Origin of the sequence: Limosilactobacillus antri DSM 16041 (assembly GCF_000160835.1) — a bacterium.
Classification (GTDB): domain Bacteria; phylum Bacillota; class Bacilli; order Lactobacillales; family Lactobacillaceae; genus Limosilactobacillus; species Limosilactobacillus antri.
Genome location: NZ_GG700732.1, coordinates 506,009 through 527,268, shown reverse-complemented (window position 1 = coordinate 527,268; position 21,260 = coordinate 506,009). Strand labels below are relative to the sequence as shown.

The window sequence follows — 21,260 nt, the reverse complement described above, 5'->3', positions numbered from 1 at the left end:
GCAATGAAAAAGTTGTTTGAACGGTTGCTCTGGAAGCAGGATCCGGCGGTGTACCAGCAAAAAGATGCCAAGTTGACCCCGAGCTTGCGAACGATTGACCTCATCGGCCTGGGTACCGGGATGGTTGTTGGTACTGCGATCTTTACCCTGCCGGGAATCGTGGCGGCTGAGCATACCGGACCCGCCGTGCCCCTGGCCTTTATCGTGGCGGCAATTGGGGCGGGGCTGTCCGCCCTGGCGTATGCCGAAATGTCCTCGGTCCTGCCCTTTGCCGGGTCCGCCTTTTCCTGGATTAACGTCCTGTTTGGCGAATTTTTCGGCTGGATTGCCGGCTGGGCGTTGCTGGCGGAATACTTCATCTCGGTGGCCTTCGTCGCCTCTGGCTGGTCGGCCTATATGCAGGGCTTCTTAGCCAGCCTGGGCATTAAGTTGCCGGCGGCGCTGACTGGGGGCTTTAACCCCGCCCAGGGCTCCTACGTCGATGTCCTAGCGGCGGTCGCCATTCTGGCGGTCGGAATTTTAATTTCCCGCGGGGTTCACCAGGTGAGTCGGATTGAAAACATCATTGTGGCGATTAAACTGCTGGTGATCATTATGTTTATTGTGGTGGGGGCGACCGCTATCCAGGCCCACAATTACGTTCCCTTTATTCCGGCACACCGGCCGGGAACGAGCTTTGGGGGCTGGCAGGGGATCCTTGCGGGAACGGCCCAAATCTTTATCGCCTACGTGGGCTTTGACGCAATCGCGGCCAACACCGCGGAAACGAAGAATCCGCAAAAGACGATGCCCAGGGGACTAATCGGGACCCTGGTGCTCGGGACCGGCTTCTTTATCGCCGTGTCCCTGGTGCTGGTGGGGATGTTTAAGTACTCCCGCTACGCTAACAATGCCGAGCCGGCCGCCTGGGCACTCCGTCAGTCGGGACACTACCTGACGGCCAACTTGTTGTCAGTGGTGGCGATTATCGGGATCTTTTCCGCGCTGATTGCGATCCTGCTGGCGTCCTCCCGGCTAATTTACGCCTTCGGCCGGGATGGCCTCCTCCCCAAGCAATTGGGGGTTGTCAATGGCCGTCACGTTCCTAGTCATGCACTGTGGCTGATTACCGTGTTGGCAATGATTTTAGGGTCGGTCTTTCCGTTTACCTTCCTGGCAACCTTGGTTTCGGCTGGGACCCTGGTGGCCTTTATCTTCGTCTCCCTGGGGATCTATGCTCTGCGGCCACGGGAGGGGCAGGATCTGCCGGATGCCCAGTTTAAGATGCCCTGGTACCCGGTGTTGCCAACGATTTCGGCGCTGTTTTCTGCTGTGATCTTTTGGGGCTTGAACCGGGACGCAAAGATTTTGATGGTTGGCTGGTTCGTGATTGGCCTGCTGATTTACTTTGCTTACGGGATTCGCCATTCGATCATTAACCAGGAGCACCAGAAATAGGCCTTGCAAGTTAACGGAAAATTATGTATAGTAGTTAGTGGCTGTTTAGCCGTGAATAACGGTATTCCGCTGCCCATTGAGGACATGAATGTCGGCGAAAGGAAAGAAATTGTATGCGTCAAAATAAGTTAATCGAAAAGATTACTGCTAGTCAACTGCGTGATGATATTCCGGACTTCCGTGCCGGTGATACTGTGCGGGTTCACGCACGGATCGTGGAAGGTTCCCGCGAACGTATCCAGATGTTTGAAGGGGTCGTAATCAAGCGCCACGGTGCTGGAATCAGCGCTACCTACACTGTACGGAAGATCAGTAACGGTGTTGGTGTGGAACGGACTTTCCCGCTTCACTCACCACGGGTTGCAAAGATTGATGTGCTTCGTCACGGTCGTGTTCGTCGTGCTAAGCTGTACTACCTCCGGGCACGTACTGGTAAGGCTACGCGGATTGCTGAACGTCGTCGCGATGCTGAATAGTAATCCTAATGAAGAGAACCCTTGTGTATCAAGGGTTCTCTTTTACTTTTAAATTAATTATTCTGAACGAAAAATGACATTAAAAAATCTGACAATAGATTTTATTGTCAGATTATTGTCAAAATTACAGTTTATCAAGTTTGCTTGCTTCCTGTTCGACAGCCTTCTCGGTAACGTGTAAATATATCTGCCGCGTAACTTTGCTATCCGCATGACCAACTCGTTGTTGAATAATATAGATGGGGACACCTAATTCTGCTAACTTTGAAATGTGGGTATGACGAAAAATGTGACTGCTCAGAGGTTTGTCTATTTTAAGTTTCTTCTTAGCGGCCCTGAGGAATGAATTAAGCGCGGAGGATTGAACGGGGGTGCCATTGGAGGTGCAGAAGATAAAACCGTTACCACCGGTTTCTGCGATGCGGTCCTGGTAGATTTTAAGAGCTTTCTCTGGAAGAATTACGGATCGGACTGAAGAGGCGGTTTTCGGGTTTGCAGCCTTTTTTTGATCAGTAATTTTTACATGGTCATAGTCTAAGGTACCAGTAATATCTACAACCCAGTGGTTCCCATTTTGATGGACATCATCAAAATTCAACGAGGTAGCTTCGCCAATGCGGGACCCAGTCAAATATAGCCATTCGCACAACTGAGCGTATGTGGTATTATGAGCGTAAGCATATTTGAGCAATGTTTCGAGTTCAGATTGCTCCAGAAATTTATTTTGGATTTTAACTCCGCTGACAGGTGTCTTGTAGTCAATTTCAACCTTGTCGACGGGGTTATTTTTTACATAATTTTGCTTTAGAGCATATTCCATGATTGTGTGGCAAAAATATTTGTACTTAGAAGCATAGCCGCTTGAAATATTTTTGTCACCATACATAAGAGATTCAATGAATTTGGTAATAACCTTAGGCGTAATTTTTTCTATAAGAGCATCATCACCAATAGTGGCACGCATGTTTTTAGCCATTGTTAGATGGTTATAGTAAGTAGAACGCCGAATTCGTGAGGAGGATTCTTTTTCGTACTCATCCAGAACCTGACCCAAGGTAATACCATGAATAATATTGCCCTGTTGAACTTCACTAAGTTTCTGTTCAATCAAACGGTTTAATCTGATCCTCGCTTCTTTCACTGTGCTTTTACGTTTATCAGGAATTCCAATTGTGATTCGTTTTAATTTACCCGTCAAAGGGTCTTTATAGCGTTCCACTAGCCGAAATTTATTCCCAGATTTTTGGATGTACATGAGTATTCTCCTTTCTTGCGAATGTATGTTCTTTGTGATTGCTTTTTAAACCGGTCGAAATCGACCGGTTTAAATTAATTTGCATCAGAAACTAAGATAACGGTATCGCCAACATGAATCATGTCTTCATATTCATTCTTACTTTCAGGCAAGCCACCTGTAATTTCATCTGGATCGACATCAAGGTCTTCTTGAACGGTACCCTTCCATTGTTTCATTGGATCGATTTGCTTTGAGAATAAGTGGGACTGCCTTAATATCCTACTGTACGGATCATTAAGAACTTCTTTTTTGGGTGCATCAGCAATGGACATATTTTGATAAACTGTTGTAACAATGACCCTTCCTTTGAGGTTATCTAGTGTTCCAATTACTTTTCCTGTATCTGGATCTTTAACAGGATCACCGATTTCACCAATAATTTCTAGCTCGTCTCCCTCTGCTAAACCATCACTTTTTCCTGCATTAACAACTATTTGTTTGGTGCTGATTATCTTTGCTACTTTCATTTTTTTCATTTAGTTCACGACCTTCTAAAATATTCATACGTTGTTCTAGCATTGGAAGTTTATTATCAGGAACAAATGCTAGAATTAGGTATTTAAAAATTTGATAATGCTGATTTTCAAAATTTAGTTTTTGGATAATATTTTCTTGAGTGTGGATTTCATTTTGATATATATTTAGCTGGTTCTTTAATCCGGTTCTATTTTCCTTTAATTGTGTAATTTCTTTTGATTTTTGCTTTAGCTTCTTCTTTAGCTTTTTGTTTTTCTTGTTAATGGTTTGATTTCGGTTAGTTAACCTAGCTATATTGATTAATAGGCTTATAATATATGAAAGTGGAATTGAAACAGCAAAAAATATTAAAACTACTGATTTGAATCCATTTAGTATGTTCGTAAAAGAGGCTAGGGCACTGAGGGTGCCTAAGACAGTACAAGGAATACCGCATATTTTTAATGTTCCTGGAGGGAAAATAATATGAGCAAGTCTAATAGTGTCAGCTCCTTTCTGAAAAAACTTAGTTACTGGCAAGCCATTAATTTATACATAACATTGAAGCAAGCTAGCACCGACATATCATTCGAAGACGCTAAAGTAGAAGCATTAACTAAGTATGGTGATGATGATTTACGGTATATGTTGGAAGAAGCAATTAATAGTCCTAATCCTAAGCACCATCAGCAATCATCAAAGTATTCTATTCCGCATTCTCTACATAAGTAGGGGATGCTTTTTTAGTTTTAATGTATTCTTTCCAGAGCTGCTTCATTACTCGGCGGTCATGCTCGGTCACTGGGTGATCGAATGAGATATTATCAAATGCTTTATCTAGTGCTGCGTCATCTAAGCTATTCATATTAACCTCTCATAGAACGAAAATTAATAGGAGAATTACTGGAATAGTAACGAATAAAGTAATAAGACAACCACACCCTGCTATATCATCACCCGTGCTTTTCATCGCATTACCGACTTTCTCTGCTTTTTGGCTAAATTGATATAGTTTATCCTGCTCAAGTATTTTATTGCGGTTATCCTGATTCTGATTAGAATTCAAAAAAGCACCTCCAGACTGTCGAAATAAGCAGTTACTTATAAGCTTCAATAGTTAAATATCATATTAAGAAAAATCAATAACGGTACTGCAATGATCGCAATAAGAACTATTATCAGACATCCCATGCACCCGGTACTATTCTTGTCAGTTTGAATAGGAGGTGTAGTTTGTTGCTGCGGCTCCAGAGCAGGCTCATTACGAGGTTTCTTAAATTCGAGAGCTAGTCGGAATGGTTCTCTGAAAGACTCAACGTGATCGTCCCCGTCTTTGCCAACGATAACTTTTTTATACCTGCCTCCATAGAGCAGGGGAATGCAGGTATAATTCTCTTCAAGGTATTTTTTGATTAGAGAATTAGAACGCGAATTAGTAACACCAACAAGGATAGGATCTGAAAGCGTTGTTGGATGTTGTTCAGGATGCTCGCCAGTTATCGTGTAACCAGGGATAATTCTCTGTAAGAAAACTTGATAGCAATCATCGCGGTATTGCAAGGTACAAACAAATTCGTTCTCTAAAACATGAGTATCAAATTGGTATATTTTTTCGTTAAAGTGAAAATTTAGTATTTTACTATTATTCATGCCGGCGAACGTTTCATAGCCTTCCAAATAAGGTATCAATCTGTCAACGTTGCCCTGATAGTTAGCCGAGTTTACTTTAATTGACATACCTAATAATCCTTGTGAATTTACATAATATTTTTCAGTTTCAGCGCAACAATGTATTCAAGTTTGAATGGAATTCCGAACTGCTCACATAACGTATTTGAGTTATCGGTGGGGATGTCATTATCTCGACAGTAAGCAAGAATAATATCAATTGCTGTTTTATTTGCTTCAAACTCAGTTTTAGAATGAACAGTAAAAGAGTGGTAGTAATTAATACCGTCATCCCCATTGATGATGTGTCCTAGCTCGTGAGCAAACGAAAATGGTACTTCCCATTTATTGTGCCAATTCATATTAATTAAGGCTTTTTTGTATTTACTACTTGCACTTGATGGAAAATCAGGTGGCAGCTCATAAGTTAGTGTAGATGAAATACCATGATCGAATCCGTAATTAATTAGATATGAAATTAATTTATCCATACTAATCCTTCCCATTCATTAGTCTTTTAATAAGGGCCTTATCCTCCTCAGATAGTGGTTTTCCTTGGTAGGTGAAAATGACATCATCATCATCTAAGTCAGCAGTTCTTTGCTTATCACTCTCGTTATTACCGAGTAGATAATCGGTTGAAACGTTCAGGACCTTTGCAACTTTGTCCAGAGCTTCGGTTCCAGGCTTAACCCTTTTCCAAGTGTAGATTGTGTTTTTTCCTAAGCCTGCTTTATCATTCAGAGCTGCCAAAGAAAGCCCCTTTTTTCTAGCTAGAGATTTAGTACGTTCGAATACGTTCATATCAATAATCTTCTTTCTACTCACAGTCGAATTAGTAAATTTACACAGAAAACTATTGACTAATTAGTATATTCACGTAATAATATAGTCGTCAAGTTGTTGATATAGTTTTCTGACAAGTTTTGGAAGCTTGATAAGTCTTTGAATAGAAAAGGTTTCCGAAACTTTTAATTTAAGTTGATATTAGTATATTTACTAAAAATAGTCAATAACTTGTGCAAGAAATATCAGAGGAGGGGAAGAAGATGAGGCAAAGAAAAAAACGCTTCTGGAATTCAGAAACGTTCTGGGAATATGTAGTGCCTCTTGTTGTTAGTTGCTTAGCTTCTATCGGAACAACCCTTTTATTAATAAAACTAGGATGGTTGTGATTATAGAGACGATAATCGGTACTAGGACGCTCTTAAGCAGAAAAGCTTTAATGTCTTCCCATAGATTTTCAAAGTAATGTTGTCCTTGATCCGTTACGATCATATCTACCGGACTGCTATTAATAGGTTGGTGAGTTGTTGGGTTAATTCCTGTTGAATTAGTTACCTTAATCAAATTTTTACTGATTAGTTGTTTTAGATAGTAATTATTTACATCAACAGGTAGTGAGTTAATTGGAATAATGTTATGGTCGTACTTTTTGGAAAGATTAATTAAGTCTTTAAGGAGCTTTCGTTCTTTTTTGACTGTTTCCATTTTTAATCACCTTTGTATTGAACTTGGTTTAAGTATATCAGAAAGGAGGAATGGCAATGCCAGTTGAACAAACCCTTGAACAGTCGGCAGCGACTGTTGAGAAGAAGATTAAGTTGCGGCTAATTGAGCGCAGTATGTCGCAGGTTGAATTGTCTGATCTGATTAAGGAAAACCCGCAATCAGTGAACCGGGCCATCAAGGGATGGACTAACCCCAAGTCGGTTGAGATTCGTAAGAAGATTTACCGAGTGCTGGGGATGTAAGGAGGTGTAAGCAATGAGTTCAAACGTTGGAAATATTGATTCACCTTATCTTTATCAATTTAACCGCGTTGAATTCTGCAAGATTTGGAAGATGGTTCGAGTTGATAAGACTACTGGTGAGGAAGTCGAACAGCCCATGGGTAAAGCGACGTTTTATCGCCGCCGCGATTGGGCCCAGGAGCATTATCCAGAGTGGCGGAAGGTGTTCTTGTATGGTGGCCGTGTGGATCTTCGCGAGTATCAGAAATTCAATGCCTACTATTCTCAGGCAATGTATGAGAAGAAGCAGGATCCCCATTCGAAATATCTTGAGGAGGCTTAGCTTGTTTACGTTTTTATTCGCACTGCCAGCAATTGTACTGGCACTAATTGCGTTGGTATGTATCATCAAGGATTTTTAAGGAGGAAGTTTCAATGACAGGAATGGAAAGAATTCAACAGCTACTCGAGGAAAATGAGTATTCGCTTGCGCAGGTGAACGTAATAAAGATCCGGCTGGGAGATTGGTTCATGGCTGGGGGCGGGCCAAATGACGCTTACGTTTGGCAGCAAGCCCACTACTTGGAGAATCTGGTTAAGTACGGACTAGTTAACCGGGTATCTATTCAGCAACGAGAGGAGGTACACCACTATGAGTAAGATTGCTAATAGTCGATTGACGGCTTTCATTGCAGGGGTATGGGCCTTTTACTGCTATACCCTGGGCCAGATGGACGGGACCATCACTATTCTGCTGGTCTACTTAATCACCGTCTGGAGTTATGGCAGCAAAAAAGACGTTAGTACCCGCCAGCACTAACGCCAAATGAAACTTATTGGAAATAATCATTCGAGGTAATTATATCATGAACGAGCACGATAAGCACACCTACAAAATATTATGCCAACTTCACCTTGAAGAATGCCAGATTTGTCTTGGCAACTTCAAGTATGCAGTGACACTTAAGGAACGTGAAGAAGCAGTGTTGAAGTTAGTTAATCAATCTGCGTGTTTGCACGCGGCCGCAAAGCAATTGGCCCGGTCGGTGTTTGAAGATGACCCTCATTACGGAAGGAGCTGAGGTAGATGCAAGAAGAAGGAACAGCCTTTTTAAGGGAAGGGTATATCGTGGTTGCACCAGATAATCAGCCGAACGAGCGGCGGATTCGTCGCCTGAATGACGGGCAGCTTGACGGTGCCCGGATCCGTTTTGAGTTTGTCGACAACCGATTAGCCAGCACTGACCAGCGCAACCTGTTCTTTGCGTTGCTGGACGACATTGTTGACTGGTCAGGTAATTCTAAACCCGTGATGAAAAAGTATTTTTATGATGAGTTTCAGGAAGAGAATGACGGTCGTGAAATCAGTTTATCCGATGATAGCAACACCACGATGACCGAAGCTACTAAGCTCATCAATAATGTGATTGATTTTATCTTTTTTAACGGCGTGCCGGTAAATGAGGGCTACGAGCTGCTACCACGAAACGAGGCCGCTTTTCAGTACAAGTGTCTGATGTCGAAACACTGTCTAATTTGTGGCCGCCATGCGGACACTCATCACGTGGACGCTGTCGGGATGGGGCGTGACCGTAACCATATTGACCACACCAAGCACCGCCTGATGGCCCTGTGCCGGGACCACCATACTGAGTATCACAAAATCGGGTCCGTAGCTTTTGCCAAGAAGTATCTGATAACCAGGCTGGGGATCCGCCTTAATGCTGACGATTTGAAGAAGATAGGAGTACGAGGGGACTATGAGCAAACTACTAATTGATGAACGGCCTCTCCAGTGCCAGCCGAGCTTGGCGATGCTGCTAGGCAGTGCGGACGAAGCAATTGTCTTTCAACAAATTCACTATTGGCTGAAGCGGACTAACAATGTTCAAGAAGATGGACACAACTGGGTCTACAACTCAATGACCGATTGGTTGAAGCAGTTTCCATGGATTAAAACCCGGGCCCGCCTAACCAGGTACTTCGATGACCTTGAGAAGCGGGGCCTCATCATTACTGGTAATTTCAACAAGGCCAAGTTTGATAAGACTAAGTGGTACCGAATCGACTATGACGCATTGCAGAAATTCGAACAACGATTGTATCAAAACGATACAACGAGTGCATCAAAACAGGACAATGGGGTGTCTCAAAATGATGCAACGAGTGCATCAAAACAGAGCAATCCTATGTCTCAAAATGGGGCAACCTATACCAATAGACTACCAGAGACTACTACAAGAGATTACCAGGAGAATACAGCAGAGAGCACCAGCGAGGATGCCACGGATGGTCAGCAAGTCGAAGACCCGTTTGAGCTGGCCCGTCAGTGTCGCATCAATGTCAACGACGGGGAACATAAACATCTGTTCTTGAATGCCATTAACGCTCTCGGTAAGCCCCTCGTATGTTGGGCCATTCGTGAGACCTTTGACGGACCACGTTGTAGCTGGAACTACTTGGCAGCTATCTTGAACCGATTGCAGAAGGACGGTATCAAGTCAGTTGAAGAAGCTGAACATAGCAAGCAACAGCACAGTAGTGGCTATTCTAAGCGTCCTGGTAAGACTCACTACGAAGAAGCTATGCCATCGTGGACCAAGATGACGGAGGAAGAGCGTACAAGGCCAGCTTCACCAGAGAGAGCCGCAGAAGTTAGAGCAATGCTGGCAAACCGGAATAGGACTAGTTAAGAAAGGAGATGATGTGTGATGAATAATGTGCAGTTTGATGTCAAGACAGTAAATAATTTATTGGGCATTGATGACTCATTCAAGGCTCCTAAGCGAATGATGGAGGCAATGCTTAATAATGATGAGCGCCCTGAACTCTTCAAGAAGTTTTTACGGGTGTCTGCGAATCTGGACTTCGACTGGTTCCATGAGTACTTTGAAGATGAGCAAGCAGAACGAAAATCTAAGAAGCAGGACTTTACGCCTAACAGTATTGCCCAGGTTCTTAATAATTTAGTTGACAGTGAGCAGGCACCTAATACTTACTATGAGGTTGCGGCAGGTACCGGAGGAATCTTAATCAAACGATGGCTGGATGATCGTACACATGACAGAATTGGCAATCCCTTGAGCAATAAAACGGCGTTGCGATTCTTATCAGTCTTTACGTACGATCCAAGGGCATATTGGTATCAAGTGGAAGAGCTTTCGGACAGGGCTATTCCATTTCTGATATTCAATATGGCAATTCGAGGAATGAATGGTGTTGCTATTCAATGTGATTCTCTCACTAGAGAGGCGAAGGATGTTTATTTTATACGTAATAATACCTCTGACTTTATGAAATTTAGTGAAGTTATTAAGTGCCCGCATGAAGATGTAATTCGAAAAGAGTTTAACATTTCAGAATGGGTTGATAGTTTTGGTAACTAAGGAGACATTATTCTCAGATTATTTTGATAATTGGATTGCTACTTATAAGCTGAATGAAGTACGGACAGTCACTTTGGAAAAGTATTACCTTGCTAATGAAGTTGTGAAGAATGAATGGCCAAACATTAAAATTGGGGATATTACCAGGCGTCGCTACCAAATGCTCATAAACAAATTTGGCAAAGACCATGGAAAAGATACCGTAGCATGGCTTGTGCATACCCTTAACCAGCCATTTAGAGACTTGAATTATGAGGGGCTGTTTGATAGGGATCCAACATACCGAATTAAGGTAGTTACAACTAAGCCAGTAGTGACCAAGCGAAGAAAATATTTAGAAGTTTCAGAGATGAAAAAGTTGGATGAGTTTTGCCGGAAAGATGATGGAACATATACTAACTTTATTGATGTGCTTCTTAGAACGGGTTTGAGGTTTGCTGAAGGCCTAGGCGTTACGATGAATGATATCGACTTTGATAAGCATACTATTTCTATCAATAAGACTTGGGACTATAAAGCTGATAGTGGTTTTCAACCTACTAAAAACGCATCATCCGTTAGGACGATTGAAGTTGATGATTATACTTTGAGGTGTTTTAAGAGAAATGCGGAGGGCATCAAAAATGACGAACCAATTTTTCGAGGGGCAGGAATCCGGTATAACTCAACGGTTAATGATGTTCTTAAAAAAATTCAGAGTAAGTATTTGCATTTGTCGGGATTACCTATCACAGTACACGGGTTGAGACATACTCATGCTAGTTTTCTAATAGCAAATCGAGTGTCAATTCAAAGTGTTGCAAGTCGATTAGGCCACGCGGATACAATTACCACGCAGGAGACGTATATTCATTTGCTGGAACAGCAGAGGCGCGAAGATAACAAAATTATCATGAAGGGGCTGGCGCAACTGTAATGTTTTACCAAGGTAATATTCTCAAATTGCATCCCCTTCTTAGTAGAGAGGAAGCTACAAAACAGTTTAGAGGAAAATTTATAAAAGTTTTTCAGGGGAAGTATGCGGATAAATTTGATTTAGTTAAAGCCCCTAAAACGACCAATGATCGGGTCCAACTTAAATGTAAGAATTGTGGTCATATAACATATCGGTTCGTTGATTCAATACTAAAGGGTAAATTCAACAAGAAATGTGAATACTGCCAACGGCATAAGGAAATCCCAATGAGTCCTCGAAAAACTTTGAAGCGTATCTTGAGTTGTGAAATGGTAATTGACTATTTGTCAAACGATAAAGCCAAACAAAGGAAACAGGTAATTATTAAATGTAAGTGTGGACATAAGATGCCAGCAAGTTATAGCAGAATAATAAACAAAAGCATTCGACAACAATGCCCAAAATGCGGAAGGAATGTATATAAGTAATGGCAAGCAATAAACTAGAAGACTTAAATGATCTGCTCTTTAATGAGCTGTCACGGTTAGACAAGGATGACATTAAACCAGAAGAACTCAATCACGAAATTGAGAGAGCTAAAGCAATGTCGGCAGTAGGAAATACAATTATCCAGAATGCTAATACGGTTATCAAGGCTGCGGCGATTTATGACCAACGCGTTGACAATAACATGGTTCTACCACACATGATTGGGTTAGATGAGCATGACAACACGAAAGACTAATGGTCAGTTTCTTAAGGGTCATCGCCCCTGGAATAAGGGAATACATTGGGATTCTGGAGGCAATAGTCATAAAACTCGGTTCACAAAGGGCCATATGCCACAAACATATAAACCAATTGGAACCATTCGAGAAAATACCGATGGTTATTTTTACATCAAAGTTAGTGATGAAGGCCCTAGGGCAAACCGATGGATACCATATCAAAAGTATATTTGGCAAAATTACTATCACAAAAAATTACCCAAGGGGATGATAATCATTTTCCTGGATGGAAATAAGTGCAACGTGAATATCAATAATCTAGCTGCAGTGACCCGTGCAGAAGCAATGTATATCAACCATATGGGCTTACATTTTGATGATACGGCATTATCGAAAAGCGGAATGCTAGTAGCAAGGGTAATGATGAAGGCTCGGGAGAGGAGTAAGAGGTGATTATTCATGAGCAAGCAAAGACAAAAACATCAGGCTGCGGTTACGCGTGACTATTACTACTGCATTTCACGCAAGTTTGCCCACGCATTTACTTATCGTCATCCCCACGGGTGGCGAAAAGTGGCCCGCATGAGCAGGTCAAAGCGTTGTGACATATATGGTACCGCGGGGCCGGCATATTTCGGTGCTAATCAGAAAAGAAGTTTCAGTTTTGAGGCAGCATTAAAAATGATAGGGAGACATTACAATGGCTAAAGAACCAATTAATTTTAATTTGAGTGAAGTCGCAGAGGGGGGCGTCCAGGTTAAGCTGAACCGGGCCCTCAAGGAGGTCGCTAGCAACATCTTGAACCCCAATACCGAAGCCAAGAAGAAGCGCAAGGTGACCTTAACAATTACGGTGTCGCCGAATGACAAGCGGGACGCGGCGGACACCGTAATTGAAGTCAAAACGTCCCTGGCCCCAGAAGTTGGCGTTGCTTCGACAATGTTGCTGGGGATGGACAGTAAGGGCCAACCACATGTGAATGAGTTGAAGTCAGGTGTCCGGGGCCAAGAGTATATCGACACGGAAACTGGTGAGATCAAGACTGATACCGGAGAAAAGGTCGATGATGTTGAGAAGGCCGAGAAGGTCGTTGACTTACAAAAGCGGAAGGAGAACTAATTATGGGTTTAGAAATTAATTCAGAATTGCAACCAGCTATTGAACTGATTCGTCAGGCAGAAGACAAGAAGCACTTTATTGCTCAGAACGGGCAGGAATATGTGGTTGATGGTGATGGCGATGTTCACCTGCTAACTAATCCACTGGTCCGAGAGCCCCTGGTTCTTAACCAACTGACAGGGTTACTAGATTGGATTAACAATGAAGGAATTAAAATCCAGGCTGAGAAGGATTTCCTGATGGTCCAAGTGGTAAGTCCGACCAAGGTGCGAGTAATTGGTATGGTGAATAACCAGGGGCGCCGGTCAGTTTATGTGGATGTCCATGCAGTAATTGATGACATCCCCTTCGGCCGTTTCTTGGATCAGGAGGATATGGTTATCTTGTTGCAATCACAATTCGTTCATGATGAGGAGCAGCAGACCGAAAAGGGCATTGATGACCGTGACATCCTGTTACAGGTGGTTAGCAACCTCCGCAGTGATGAAGTTCAGCAACAGACCGATGACGGGGTATCGCAAACGGTCCAAATTAATTCCGGAGTTGCTTCGGTTTCGACCGTGAAGGTTCCTAATCCGGTTACCCTCACCCCCTACCGGACGTTCCAGGAAATTGAACAGCCGGCAAGCAAATTTATCTTCCGGATGTACGAGGGGATGACCTCAGCACTATTTGAGGCTGATAACAGCCAATGGAAAGTTGAAGCCAAGCAGCGGATCAAGGCGTTCCTGAATGAAGAACAGCAAAAGGCATTCGGTGAAATTAAGTTCCCAGTCATTGCCTAGGAGAGCGTTATGAACATCAAAGTTTATGTACTGATGATTAATGAGAATGCGCTTGATGGCTTCCCTTATAAACAAGATATCCTAGTGTTTTGTGATAAAGGATCTTGTTTGAAATGGCTTGCTGAGGAAACTAAGCGCCGTGAGAATAATGGATACAGGCTTGTGCCGCCCGATGAAGATGGATTGGATAATTGGCGATTTGTTAAGCAAGAGGAGTGGGGCAACATGGTTACTGAAATGGATGGTATGTATAAAGAGGTGATGAAATGACAGGGGATGAATTAGCGGCAGTTGGAATTGGCCTGCTCATCGCATTCTGTGCCGGTTTTGTTTTAGCCGTTGTTCTGGACATTAAGCATGACAAACATTAGAGAGGATAAAAGTAAATGAAACATGAGGCAGAGCAGCAACTACTTAAAACATTAAATGGACAATTAAACGAACTACCAGCAATTGCTAAGACAATGGTTCAGCAATATCAACTATCAGCAATGGTTTTGTCGGTGCTATGCGGTGTTTTCCTTATTGCATGTTTAGCTGGCACCATATGGTTATCAGTTTATTTCTTTAAGAAGGGCGAAAAACAGTCAAGTCATGAAAGAATATGGAGAACAGATTGCTCGGCTGTTAGTGGAATGGTAGCAGTGACAGGTGGAATGATTAGTTTAATTATGCTGATGAGTTTAGTTATTAATATTATTCATGCTTGTGCGCCCATTGCTTCGCTAGTAAAGGATTTATTTAGCTAATGAAAAAAGCACCCCTAACTGGAGTGCCCCAAACAAATATTCGTAAAATTATTATATCATAAGGGGTTGCTTACGTTGGGGGAACTTTTTCCACAAATTGATAAATCAAGAACGATTGCAAATGTCCGGAGCTTCTTCAAGCGTGAAGATTGCTACCAACGAATCCGGCGGCGAGCATGGCTGGATGGAATAAAGTCACCCCAAGTAGATGTAACCGGAATTCATGGTTCCCGTAAGAGCAACTCTTCTGAAGATGCCATGATTGACTATGCCCAGTATGCTAATGCTAAAAGGGCGGTTGATACTGCAATTGGGGGATGCAGTAATACCGGTAAGTATCCTAGCCAGGATATTATGAAGCTCCGGTATATCGACCAGCTGACGGTCAGGGAAGTCAAGGACACCCTCAATCAGAAGCACGGCCATTCAACCTACCAGACGGCTGATGACCAAGCCTGCTACGAGTTTGCCGAATGCATTGATAGTGTAGCCAAGGTAATGCACGTCGACCGAAAACTCATCCCCAAAATGCTGGTTCGAAAAAACGGGACAAAATCGGGAAGAAAACGGGAAACAAACGGGACAAAATCAGGACAAAATCGGGAAGAAAACAGGACATAAACGGGAAACCACCTGTTATAAACTGGTATTGTCGAAAAATTCGATATGGTTAGGACGTGCCATGAAACGTCCTCGTGTTTGGAGCCTGTACGGTACTCACACCTCAGGGTCTCTATTAAATGCACGTGCTGACCCGGTTCAAATCCGGCAGGTAGTGGAAGCGACTACCATCAGCGTTGGAGCAAGGTTGCACCACAGCTCTCCTTGCTCCTGGGTATCGTCCGCCGGATGTATGGCACGCGTACAGCGGGCATGAAGGTGAACTTCCATTCCTTCACGCACAAGGCTGGTTCGACTCCAGCTCGTACCCTTTCGCCCAGGAAATTCGATTCTTTTTCTTCTTATCCGCAATTCAATGACATCTGAAGTAAATGTAATCTCCGATTAAATCAGTACCAATTTTCTAACAGCAACTTTTTTCTGGGCGCCCGGTGCTACGGCACAAAGAAGCTCGCAGCTTGCTTCATCGGCTTGGCAGCTGCACATTATACCTGCTCAAGTGGGAATCCTCATTGGGTAGGTTTACGCTGATGGTGTCCAGAACGTGGTTTACTTGGCTCACAACCAAGGAATCACGGGCGCAGGAAGTTTGCGAGTAGTTCTCGTTTACCGGCGGTTCGATTCCGCCCATCAGCATTAGGCAGGCAGCCTACTTTACAAATCAACTCTAAGGAGGCGAGTTTTGCACCTCACTTCCACCGCTGCCTGTCTAAATCATTTCACTTCATTTGCCTGGTCATCATGGCCGGGCTTTTGTATTATATGTATGAGGTGAAATGATTATGGTAGAAGACTTATATGATGAAGATTACAACAAATGGAAAAGTGGTAACATCATGGAAAAAAGCTATGTTTGTGGCTACTGTGGCCATGAAGTTTCTAGTGATGAAGGTATGCCTTTATTGTTAGATGAACCGGGCCATATAACACTACAAAGCGGATATGGCGTATATATTTGTACTCATTGCCATATGCCGACATTTATTTACAAGGACGTTCAAGTTCCAGGTAACAGGTATGGAGCATCGGTGAATAATGTACCTGGTGAAGTAAAAAGTGTATATGAGGAAGCACGGAGCTCTTTTTCAACTGGGTCATATACGGGTGTTGTTTTATTATGCAGAAAGTTATTAATGCATATAGCAACTGACTTAGGGGCAAGAGACAATCTTCGTTTTATAGAATATGTTGACTACTTGAATGAGCACCATTATGCTGGAGTAAGAAGTGAACAATGGGTAGACCAAATAAGACAGTTCGGTAACCAAGCAAATCATGAAATAAGAATTAATACAAAAGAGGAAGCACAAAGGATTATTAAATTCTGTGAAATGATTTTAAAACTCAATTATGAATATCCTTCAATTGCTTCTGATGAAAATAATAACTAGTACCAAGTCAGCCTAGCGCTGGCTTTTCTTTTTGGAGGGGATGTATGGTGCAAAGTTTTATTAATGGCATGAACGCCGCGATTAAATATAAGCGGAGCCTTGCCCAAATAGTAGTAGGTATGTATGGATTTGAGGTGCTGAAAAAACATCTGATTACTTTTGAAGGCATTACTAAAACGGGGCACCGGATTAACATCCCCATTACGGAGGAAATGCTTAATGTTCCAAACTAAGTGCTTTGGCCTAGTAGCAAGTAAGCAGGAATATCTAATGCTATGCCGAGCTGAACGACATTTGAAGCAGAAGAAAAAGCCGACAGGCCAACGCTTGCCGGCTTTTAAAGTACACAAAAATAAATAATTTTCTCCTTGATTTACTTGATTATGTACGTGTATAGGTGTATTATAATAAGTGAAGGGAGGGATAAAAATATGGCAAAGAAAAATAAAAAGAAGAAGTCAAACAATAAAGCTGAAGTTGCTAAATGGGTAGCAATTGGAGCTTGGGCAATGCCAGCAAGTGGTGTTGTTGACATTGCAAAAATGATTGTAAGACATCTTCTTTATAACAAGTAAACAAAAAGGTGAGGGCTTAGGCTCTTGCCTCTTTGCCATATCTAATTTTAACATGAGCAAAAAAGAAAAGAAATATTATAAGCTTGCGTTGTACGGTGTCCTGACTGGTGTCGTTATTTGGGCAATTGATGGGGCGGTTCGCTTATGGCTAAATTAAGTGAAGCGCGTATAAAAGCAAATAAGAAATGGGACGAAAAAAATAAAGCAAAGCGAAAACTTTACCTTTATCGTTCTCATGCTAAAACATTTGTTCGTGAGATTGCCAGTGATGACGACCTCAAAGAGTTACGTAAGATGATTGATGAGAAGCTGAATAGTAATTAAGGCGATAGCATTAGCTACCGTCTTTTATTTTGCACCCATACATATTTCAAACGAGGGGGTGGGGATGATGAAGCCAACCAAATTAACCTTTGTAGACGGCAAACCAACGTTGGTAGCTTATGACAAGGTTGTTCGTAAGGACAATGATAAAGCGTACAACTATCATCGCAAGCTCACTGAAGACGCTTATCTAAAGTTCTATCACTCAACCCCCTGGCGGCATAAGCGGCAAGAGGTGCTGGACCGTGATTATGGCTTATGCCAACGGTGTGGAATGGAAGCCGCACTGGTGGACCATATCATCCCCAGTAAAGAGGATTGGGAAGACAGACTTAATGCTGACAACCTCCAGTCCCTTTGCCGGTCCTGTCACCGTATCAAGACTAAGCGTGAGTGGATGAAACATCATAAGGGGATGACAAGGTACATGGACATCAATGTAGTATGCGGCTTGCCTGCTAGTGGTAAGTCGACATATGTTAAGCGACATATGACAGAACATGATTTGATATATGATTACGATGAGTTGATGCAAGCTCTGTCTGGCTTGCCAAGTTATCAGCGTAACTACGATGTGCACGACTATATCATGCTATTCCTTGACCAGATGTTACGGAAGCTCAAGGCGGAACAGACATTCAATAATGTTTGGATTATCAGGACATTACCGGACAAGCGGATTGATACATTGCTTGGCAACTATCATCATATCAATCACATTCTTATTGATACTGAACCGAACATCTGTGAGGAACGACTAAAGCAGCGGAAACAAACTATTTCCTTTCAAGAGATTTTGAATGCCTTTAAGACTGCAGATTTTACGGGGTACCGGGTGGTCAAAAACCGGTAAGCCCCCCTCTCTTTTTAACGGGGGTTAGATTTTTTCAAGCGTTTGAACGCGCATCGACTTTTTTGCATGGCAAATTCCAACAATTTTTGAAAATCGGGCCGGAATACTAAAAAAGCACCAAAGCGTGGAACGCTTGGCGCTGTAATGTTTGTGTGCAAATTCATCATAGCACGGAGGTGGCAAATTTGGCAAGAAAGCAAAAATTATTATCGCAGTCAACCGGCCATCTGCGGGTTGTTGAACAGGAGGCCAAGTATAAGGCCGAGTTTTTAGCTGCAGATGGACTTCCTGAGTTGCAAAAGACCCCGCCGGCGCACTTAGACAAGGTAGCCAAGGCAGAATATCGACGAATTATTAGTTCGCTGGGTAAGTTGCCACTCCGGAATCTGGACCGCAGCGAGCTAGAACTTTATTGTACCTGGTACAGTATCTATAATCGGGCTTCCAAGGAATTCAGAGAGGTCAAGGATATTGCCGGAGATCCCGACAGCGTGAATTACTACACCTCAATCTTCGACAAGTGCACCCGGAACATTAAAGGATTGGCTTCCGACCTCGGCTTGACTGTCAACTCGCGACTGCAGATGAATATGCCAAAGGCCGATAAAGAGGAAGAACATAAGTCTTTGCGTGAGAAGTTTGGTATCTCATGATTAATTTTGCCCAAGATTACGCTGAAAAAGTTATCAATGGAGACCGAATTGCTGGAAAAAAGGTAATTTTAGCGGCCAAAAGGTACTTAAACGACCTTGAAAAATCCCAAAACGATGATTTTCCTTATTACTACGACAATGAACGGGCCAACCGAGTTATTAAGTTTATGGAAATTCTCCCGGATCCAAAGACGATGCGGGCCTATCCGCTTGCTGACTTTCAGCGATTTATTATTGCCAATATGTATGGCTGGTGGCGGAAAGATGATAATACCAAGCGGCGATTCCGGAAGGGGATGTTATCCATGGCCCGGAAGAACGGAAAATCGATTCTCATTTCCGGCATTGCCCTTTATGAGTTTCTGATGGGGAACTCACCAGCTTACTCTCGGCAGATTTTCTGTACTGCCAACGATAAGAAGCAGGCAAACATCGTCTTCACTATGATTAAGAAGCGGCTGAACGCCTTGCGGTCACGTGATGGTGATACAAAGCGGGGGACTAAGGTCAATCGGGATCTTATTAGTAACCTTGATGATTACTCCTACGTCCGGGCCCTTTCAAAGGAAACCGGGACGGTCGATGGGTTTGAGCCCCATGTCGGGATCCTGGACGAGTATGCTGCTAGTCGAACCACTGAAATGATGGAGCTGCTTGAATCCGGGCAGGCCCTCCTGGACAATTCATTAATTATGATTATTTCCACGGCCGGGTTTGACCTGAATGTTCCAATGCACACGATTGAATATCCGTATGCTACCAAGGTGCTGACCGGCGATATTACCGACGACAGCTACTTCGCTTACATTGCGGAACAGGATAACGTGGCCGAAGTTGATAATCCGGAAATGTGGATTAAGTCTAACCCAATCCTGAGTGTTCCGGCGTTACAGGACCAAGTTAATGGTTATCTGAAGAAACGCTGGAAAGAAGCCAAGGAGAAGGGAACGAAGAATTCTGTTCTGGTTAAGAACTATAACATGTGGCGGCAAGCCGGGGAGGATAGCTATATGGACATTGACGCTTGGAAACATGCAGAAGTGGACCCGATTGACATTGACGGCCAAAGAGTATGGTTTGGCGTCGATGTAGGGAAGTCCTCTGACTTGTACGCAATCAGTTGGCTAATTCCACAGGATGGCTACTGGTATGCCGATTCCTACGCCTTTGTTGGTACCAAGTACGGTTTGGAATCCAAGATTAAGGCGGACCGCCTGGACTATGTCCGTTTGCAGGATATGGGGCAATGTGAAATTACCAAACTGGAATCGGGGGTAATCGATGTTGACCGGGTCTACGAGTGGTTGAACAACTTCGTAGAAGAACATGACCTGGATGTTCAGGCAATCTGTTATGACCCGGCGCAATATGGCCCATTACTGACACAGATTGAAAAGGGCCATCCAGAATGGCAGCAAATTTCAGTCCGTCAGGGGACACTAACATTATCGATGCCAACCAAGCAGTTCCGGGACGACATTCTGGAACGGCGGGTGCGGCACCCTAATAACGAAATCCTGGCTGGGGCTATGGCCAATGCAATCCTCAAGTCAGACAATAATGGGGTCCGGATTGACAAGAACAAATATTCAAACAAGATTGATGCGGCGGACGCCTTGCTCGACGCTTACGCAATTTGTTTTCGTGAAGATATTGATGATTACATTACGGATGAGGATGTGTTTGGTAATGGCTTTGGGTTCTAAGTCACGCAATCAATTTGCAGGGCCACTTTTCCCAGAAGGTGCCCCGATTAAAGTAGACAATGTATGGTCCGAGTTAGGAGGGATAAGCATGGCCGAGAAAAAAGCCACTGTAAAAATTGACACCACCGTATTGCAAGGCCAAATTGACAGGCTGAGGAAGATTATCCCAAGCCTAGCAATTTACGATATTACGCTTGAAGATTTGGAGCTGTTAGTTAAAATCATCAAGTCTAATAACAAGGGTAAGTAATATGAAATTTTGGAAAGTCAATGAACCTGTAATTCTGTTTTTACTAGCTTGTATCTGCCTAGCAGCTACGGGCTTTTTATTTTCCCTGAGAATAGGACTACTGGTCATATCAATTGAACTATTTGTTTTGGCCTTCATCTCGGAGGAAAGGGGGTGA

General features: G+C 43.1%; 35 protein-coding genes. 26 read left to right on the top strand and 9 right to left on the bottom strand.

Features of this window, described 5'->3' with window-relative positions; translation table 11 throughout:
* The first annotated feature begins 3 nt into the window (after window positions 1-3).
* Entirely contained in the window at window positions 4-1,437 is a 1,434-nt protein-coding gene (locus HMPREF0494_RS02535) for an APC family permease (protein ID WP_007123363.1), read from the top strand.
* A 113-nt stretch (window positions 1,438-1,550) separates the two neighbouring features.
* Complete coding sequence (gene rplS, locus HMPREF0494_RS02530; protein WP_007123362.1) at window positions 1,551-1,913, top strand: 50S ribosomal protein L19; 363 nt, start codon at window positions 1,551-1,553, stop codon at window positions 1,911-1,913.
* A gap of 124 nt (window positions 1,914-2,037) precedes the next feature.
* Here rplS and HMPREF0494_RS02525 read toward each other — a convergent pair whose 3' ends face one another.
* From HMPREF0494_RS02525 to HMPREF0494_RS02490, 9 genes are all read right to left on the bottom strand, one after another.
* Window positions 2,038-3,168, bottom strand: coding sequence for a tyrosine-type recombinase/integrase (locus HMPREF0494_RS02525; protein WP_007123361.1), 1,131 nt, complete (start codon window positions 3,166-3,168; stop codon window positions 2,038-2,040).
* Between the two features lie 74 nt (window positions 3,169-3,242).
* Window positions 3,243-3,686: a hypothetical protein gene (locus tag HMPREF0494_RS02520; RefSeq protein WP_040458688.1), complete on the bottom strand. Its 444-nt coding sequence runs from the start codon at window positions 3,684-3,686 to the stop codon at window positions 3,243-3,245.
* A complete protein-coding gene (locus tag HMPREF0494_RS11225) occupies window positions 3,634-4,206 on the bottom strand; it encodes a hypothetical protein (protein ID WP_007123359.1) in 573 nt (190 codons plus the stop codon). The genes HMPREF0494_RS02520 and HMPREF0494_RS11225 overlap by 53 nt, the downstream gene beginning before the upstream one ends.
* A gap of 166 nt (window positions 4,207-4,372) precedes the next feature.
* A complete protein-coding gene (locus HMPREF0494_RS10910; protein ID WP_007123357.1) occupies window positions 4,373-4,531 on the bottom strand; it encodes a hypothetical protein in 159 nt (52 codons plus the stop codon).
* Between the two features lie 9 nt (window positions 4,532-4,540).
* Window positions 4,541-4,732, bottom strand: a complete 192-nt coding sequence (locus HMPREF0494_RS02510) for a hypothetical protein (RefSeq protein WP_040458687.1) — start codon at window positions 4,730-4,732, stop codon at window positions 4,541-4,543.
* A gap of 44 nt (window positions 4,733-4,776) precedes the next feature.
* Complete coding sequence (locus HMPREF0494_RS02505; protein ID WP_007123355.1) at window positions 4,777-5,403, bottom strand: hypothetical protein; 627 nt, start codon at window positions 5,401-5,403, stop codon at window positions 4,777-4,779.
* A 20-nt stretch (window positions 5,404-5,423) separates the two neighbouring features.
* Window positions 5,424-5,825 (bottom strand): ImmA/IrrE family metallo-endopeptidase, encoded by a 402-nt coding sequence (locus HMPREF0494_RS02500; protein WP_040458686.1) that lies wholly within the window; start codon window positions 5,823-5,825, stop codon window positions 5,424-5,426.
* A gap of 1 nt (window position 5,826) precedes the next feature.
* A complete protein-coding gene (locus HMPREF0494_RS02495; RefSeq protein ID WP_040458685.1) occupies window positions 5,827-6,138 on the bottom strand; it encodes a helix-turn-helix domain-containing protein in 312 nt (103 codons plus the stop codon).
* A 327-nt stretch (window positions 6,139-6,465) separates the two neighbouring features.
* Window positions 6,466-6,825: a hypothetical protein gene (locus tag HMPREF0494_RS02490; RefSeq protein WP_007123352.1), complete on the bottom strand. Its 360-nt coding sequence runs from the start codon at window positions 6,823-6,825 to the stop codon at window positions 6,466-6,468.
* 56 nt (window positions 6,826-6,881) lie between these two features.
* Between HMPREF0494_RS02490 and HMPREF0494_RS02485 the strand changes: the two genes are divergently transcribed.
* The 24 genes from HMPREF0494_RS02485 to HMPREF0494_RS11790 all read left to right on the top strand — a co-directional run bounded on the left by HMPREF0494_RS02485 (window position 6,882) and on the right by HMPREF0494_RS11790 (window position 21,260).
* On the top strand, window positions 6,882-7,088 hold the full coding sequence (locus tag HMPREF0494_RS02485; RefSeq protein ID WP_040458684.1) for a hypothetical protein: 207 nt from the start codon (window positions 6,882-6,884) through the stop codon (window positions 7,086-7,088).
* A gap of 13 nt (window positions 7,089-7,101) precedes the next feature.
* Complete coding sequence (locus tag HMPREF0494_RS02480; RefSeq protein ID WP_040458683.1) at window positions 7,102-7,410, top strand: hypothetical protein; 309 nt, start codon at window positions 7,102-7,104, stop codon at window positions 7,408-7,410.
* Window positions 7,411-7,511: 101 nt separating this feature from the next.
* The gene (locus tag HMPREF0494_RS02475; RefSeq protein WP_244858916.1) at window positions 7,512-7,727 is read left to right on the top strand and encodes a DUF6877 family protein; all 216 of its coding nucleotides are present in this window, start codon (window positions 7,512-7,514) and stop codon (window positions 7,725-7,727) included.
* The gene (locus tag HMPREF0494_RS11390; RefSeq protein WP_007123348.1) at window positions 7,720-7,887 is read left to right on the top strand and encodes a hypothetical protein; all 168 of its coding nucleotides are present in this window, start codon (window positions 7,720-7,722) and stop codon (window positions 7,885-7,887) included. Before HMPREF0494_RS02475 ends, HMPREF0494_RS11390 begins: the two co-directional genes overlap by 8 nt.
* 267 nt (window positions 7,888-8,154) lie before the next feature.
* Window positions 8,155-8,847, top strand: coding sequence for a putative HNHc nuclease (locus tag HMPREF0494_RS02465; protein ID WP_007123346.1), 693 nt, complete (start codon window positions 8,155-8,157; stop codon window positions 8,845-8,847).
* The gene (locus HMPREF0494_RS02460) at window positions 8,828-9,760 is read left to right on the top strand and encodes a DnaD domain-containing protein (RefSeq protein ID WP_007123345.1); all 933 of its coding nucleotides are present in this window, start codon (window positions 8,828-8,830) and stop codon (window positions 9,758-9,760) included. The genes HMPREF0494_RS02465 and HMPREF0494_RS02460 overlap by 20 nt, the downstream gene beginning before the upstream one ends.
* Before the next feature lie 18 nt (window positions 9,761-9,778).
* Window positions 9,779-10,453 (top strand): N-6 DNA methylase, encoded by a 675-nt coding sequence (locus HMPREF0494_RS02455; RefSeq protein WP_007123344.1) that lies wholly within the window; start codon window positions 9,779-9,781, stop codon window positions 10,451-10,453.
* Window positions 10,443-11,369 (top strand): site-specific integrase, encoded by a 927-nt coding sequence (locus HMPREF0494_RS02450; RefSeq protein WP_007123343.1) that lies wholly within the window; start codon window positions 10,443-10,445, stop codon window positions 11,367-11,369. The genes HMPREF0494_RS02455 and HMPREF0494_RS02450 overlap by 11 nt, the downstream gene beginning before the upstream one ends.
* A 466-nt stretch (window positions 11,370-11,835) precedes the next feature.
* Window positions 11,836-12,093 carry a hypothetical protein gene (locus tag HMPREF0494_RS02440; protein WP_007123341.1) on the top strand — a complete coding sequence of 86 codons (258 nt, stop codon included), beginning with the start codon at window positions 11,836-11,838 and terminating at the stop codon, window positions 12,091-12,093.
* A 94-nt stretch (window positions 12,094-12,187) separates the two neighbouring features.
* Window positions 12,188-12,529: an HNH endonuclease signature motif containing protein gene (locus tag HMPREF0494_RS02435; RefSeq protein WP_007123340.1), complete on the top strand. Its 342-nt coding sequence runs from the start codon at window positions 12,188-12,190 to the stop codon at window positions 12,527-12,529.
* A gap of 247 nt (window positions 12,530-12,776) precedes the next feature.
* Window positions 12,777-13,196 carry a hypothetical protein gene (locus tag HMPREF0494_RS02430; RefSeq protein ID WP_007123339.1) on the top strand — a complete coding sequence of 140 codons (420 nt, stop codon included), beginning with the start codon at window positions 12,777-12,779 and terminating at the stop codon, window positions 13,194-13,196.
* 2 nt (window positions 13,197-13,198) lie between these two features.
* Window positions 13,199-13,981 carry a hypothetical protein gene (locus HMPREF0494_RS02425; RefSeq protein ID WP_007123338.1) on the top strand — a complete coding sequence of 261 codons (783 nt, stop codon included), beginning with the start codon at window positions 13,199-13,201 and terminating at the stop codon, window positions 13,979-13,981.
* 9 nt (window positions 13,982-13,990) lie between these two features.
* Complete coding sequence (locus HMPREF0494_RS02420) at window positions 13,991-14,251, top strand: hypothetical protein (protein WP_007123337.1); 261 nt, start codon at window positions 13,991-13,993, stop codon at window positions 14,249-14,251.
* A gap of 116 nt (window positions 14,252-14,367) precedes the next feature.
* Window positions 14,368-14,730, top strand: a complete 363-nt coding sequence (locus HMPREF0494_RS02415; protein WP_007123336.1) for a hypothetical protein — start codon at window positions 14,368-14,370, stop codon at window positions 14,728-14,730.
* Window positions 14,731-14,805: 75 nt separating this feature from the next.
* Window positions 14,806-15,351, top strand: a complete 546-nt coding sequence (locus HMPREF0494_RS02410) for an ArpU family phage packaging/lysis transcriptional regulator (protein ID WP_040458680.1) — start codon at window positions 14,806-14,808, stop codon at window positions 15,349-15,351.
* Between the two features lie 782 nt (window positions 15,352-16,133).
* Window positions 16,134-16,742, top strand: a complete 609-nt coding sequence (locus tag HMPREF0494_RS02405) for a DUF4145 domain-containing protein (protein ID WP_148466458.1) — start codon at window positions 16,134-16,136, stop codon at window positions 16,740-16,742.
* Between the two features lie 44 nt (window positions 16,743-16,786).
* Entirely contained in the window at window positions 16,787-16,975 is a 189-nt protein-coding gene (locus HMPREF0494_RS02400) for a hypothetical protein (protein WP_007123333.1), read from the top strand.
* A 198-nt stretch (window positions 16,976-17,173) separates the two neighbouring features.
* The gene (locus tag HMPREF0494_RS11385; protein WP_169304277.1) at window positions 17,174-17,317 is read left to right on the top strand and encodes a hypothetical protein; all 144 of its coding nucleotides are present in this window, start codon (window positions 17,174-17,176) and stop codon (window positions 17,315-17,317) included.
* A 144-nt stretch (window positions 17,318-17,461) separates the two neighbouring features.
* The gene (locus HMPREF0494_RS02390; RefSeq protein WP_007123331.1) at window positions 17,462-17,641 is read left to right on the top strand and encodes a hypothetical protein; all 180 of its coding nucleotides are present in this window, start codon (window positions 17,462-17,464) and stop codon (window positions 17,639-17,641) included.
* A 67-nt stretch (window positions 17,642-17,708) separates the two neighbouring features.
* Window positions 17,709-18,494, top strand: coding sequence for an HNH endonuclease (locus HMPREF0494_RS02385; protein ID WP_040458678.1), 786 nt, complete (start codon window positions 17,709-17,711; stop codon window positions 18,492-18,494).
* 185 nt (window positions 18,495-18,679) lie between these two features.
* Window positions 18,680-19,147 carry a P27 family phage terminase small subunit gene (locus HMPREF0494_RS02380; protein ID WP_040458677.1) on the top strand — a complete coding sequence of 156 codons (468 nt, stop codon included), beginning with the start codon at window positions 18,680-18,682 and terminating at the stop codon, window positions 19,145-19,147.
* Window positions 19,144-20,853, top strand: coding sequence for a terminase large subunit (locus tag HMPREF0494_RS02375; protein ID WP_007123328.1), 1,710 nt, complete (start codon window positions 19,144-19,146; stop codon window positions 20,851-20,853). The genes HMPREF0494_RS02380 and HMPREF0494_RS02375 overlap by 4 nt, the downstream gene beginning before the upstream one ends.
* Window positions 20,854-20,941: 88 nt before the next feature.
* Window positions 20,942-21,103, top strand: a complete 162-nt coding sequence (locus HMPREF0494_RS11220) for a hypothetical protein (protein WP_155802460.1) — start codon at window positions 20,942-20,944, stop codon at window positions 21,101-21,103.
* 1 nt (window position 21,104) lies between these two features.
* Window positions 21,105-21,260, top strand: coding sequence for a DUF1056 family protein (locus HMPREF0494_RS11790; RefSeq protein WP_081445933.1), 156 nt, complete (start codon window positions 21,105-21,107; stop codon window positions 21,258-21,260).

Excerpts from the sequence above, each read along its gene's own strand:
- HMPREF0494_RS02390 (WP_007123331.1), top strand. The coding sequence starts at position 17,462 with ATGGCTAAATTAAGTGAAGCGCGTATAAAAGCAAATAAGAAATGGGAC.
- HMPREF0494_RS02375 (WP_007123328.1), top strand. The coding sequence starts at position 19,144 with ATGATTAATTTTGCCCAAGATTACGCTGAAAAAGTTATCAATGGAGAC.
- HMPREF0494_RS02400 (WP_007123333.1), top strand. The coding sequence starts at position 16,787 with ATGGTGCAAAGTTTTATTAATGGCATGAACGCCGCGATTAAATATAAG.
- HMPREF0494_RS02505 (WP_007123355.1), bottom strand. The coding sequence starts at position 5,403 with ATGTCAATTAAAGTAAACTCGGCTAACTATCAGGGCAACGTTGACAGA.
- HMPREF0494_RS11790 (WP_081445933.1), top strand. The coding sequence starts at position 21,105 with ATGAAATTTTGGAAAGTCAATGAACCTGTAATTCTGTTTTTACTAGCT.
- HMPREF0494_RS11220 (WP_155802460.1), top strand. The coding sequence starts at position 20,942 with ATGGCCGAGAAAAAAGCCACTGTAAAAATTGACACCACCGTATTGCAA.
- HMPREF0494_RS02460 (WP_007123345.1), top strand. The coding sequence starts at position 8,828 with ATGAGCAAACTACTAATTGATGAACGGCCTCTCCAGTGCCAGCCGAGC.
- HMPREF0494_RS02475 (WP_244858916.1), top strand. The coding sequence starts at position 7,512 with ATGGAAAGAATTCAACAGCTACTCGAGGAAAATGAGTATTCGCTTGCG.
- HMPREF0494_RS02420 (WP_007123337.1), top strand. The coding sequence starts at position 13,991 with ATGAACATCAAAGTTTATGTACTGATGATTAATGAGAATGCGCTTGAT.
- HMPREF0494_RS02440 (WP_007123341.1), top strand. The coding sequence starts at position 11,836 with ATGGCAAGCAATAAACTAGAAGACTTAAATGATCTGCTCTTTAATGAG.
- HMPREF0494_RS02455 (WP_007123344.1), top strand. The coding sequence starts at position 9,779 with ATGAATAATGTGCAGTTTGATGTCAAGACAGTAAATAATTTATTGGGC.
- HMPREF0494_RS02415 (WP_007123336.1), top strand. The coding sequence starts at position 14,368 with ATGAAACATGAGGCAGAGCAGCAACTACTTAAAACATTAAATGGACAA.
- HMPREF0494_RS02520 (WP_040458688.1), bottom strand. The coding sequence starts at position 3,686 with ATGAAAAAAATGAAAGTAGCAAAGATAATCAGCACCAAACAAATAGTT.
- HMPREF0494_RS02490 (WP_007123352.1), bottom strand. The coding sequence starts at position 6,825 with ATGGAAACAGTCAAAAAAGAACGAAAGCTCCTTAAAGACTTAATTAAT.
- HMPREF0494_RS02485 (WP_040458684.1), top strand. The coding sequence starts at position 6,882 with ATGCCAGTTGAACAAACCCTTGAACAGTCGGCAGCGACTGTTGAGAAG.
- HMPREF0494_RS02480 (WP_040458683.1), top strand. The coding sequence starts at position 7,102 with ATGAGTTCAAACGTTGGAAATATTGATTCACCTTATCTTTATCAATTT.
- HMPREF0494_RS02535 (WP_007123363.1), top strand. The coding sequence starts at position 4 with ATGAAAAAGTTGTTTGAACGGTTGCTCTGGAAGCAGGATCCGGCGGTG.
- HMPREF0494_RS10910 (WP_007123357.1), bottom strand. The coding sequence starts at position 4,531 with ATGAATAGCTTAGATGACGCAGCACTAGATAAAGCATTTGATAATATC.
- HMPREF0494_RS02435 (WP_007123340.1), top strand. The coding sequence starts at position 12,188 with ATGCCACAAACATATAAACCAATTGGAACCATTCGAGAAAATACCGAT.
- HMPREF0494_RS02430 (WP_007123339.1), top strand. The coding sequence starts at position 12,777 with ATGGCTAAAGAACCAATTAATTTTAATTTGAGTGAAGTCGCAGAGGGG.
- HMPREF0494_RS02495 (WP_040458685.1), bottom strand. The coding sequence starts at position 6,138 with ATGAACGTATTCGAACGTACTAAATCTCTAGCTAGAAAAAAGGGGCTT.
- rplS (WP_007123362.1), top strand. The coding sequence starts at position 1,551 with ATGCGTCAAAATAAGTTAATCGAAAAGATTACTGCTAGTCAACTGCGT.
- HMPREF0494_RS02385 (WP_040458678.1), top strand. The coding sequence starts at position 17,709 with ATGAAGCCAACCAAATTAACCTTTGTAGACGGCAAACCAACGTTGGTA.
- HMPREF0494_RS02405 (WP_148466458.1), top strand. The coding sequence starts at position 16,134 with ATGGTAGAAGACTTATATGATGAAGATTACAACAAATGGAAAAGTGGT.
- HMPREF0494_RS02500 (WP_040458686.1), bottom strand. The coding sequence starts at position 5,825 with ATGGATAAATTAATTTCATATCTAATTAATTACGGATTCGATCATGGT.
- HMPREF0494_RS02525 (WP_007123361.1), bottom strand. The coding sequence starts at position 3,168 with ATGTACATCCAAAAATCTGGGAATAAATTTCGGCTAGTGGAACGCTAT.
- HMPREF0494_RS02425 (WP_007123338.1), top strand. The coding sequence starts at position 13,199 with ATGGGTTTAGAAATTAATTCAGAATTGCAACCAGCTATTGAACTGATT.
- HMPREF0494_RS11385 (WP_169304277.1), top strand. The coding sequence starts at position 17,174 with ATGGCAAAGAAAAATAAAAAGAAGAAGTCAAACAATAAAGCTGAAGTT.
- HMPREF0494_RS02465 (WP_007123346.1), top strand. The coding sequence starts at position 8,155 with ATGCAAGAAGAAGGAACAGCCTTTTTAAGGGAAGGGTATATCGTGGTT.
- HMPREF0494_RS11390 (WP_007123348.1), top strand. The coding sequence starts at position 7,720 with ATGAGTAAGATTGCTAATAGTCGATTGACGGCTTTCATTGCAGGGGTA.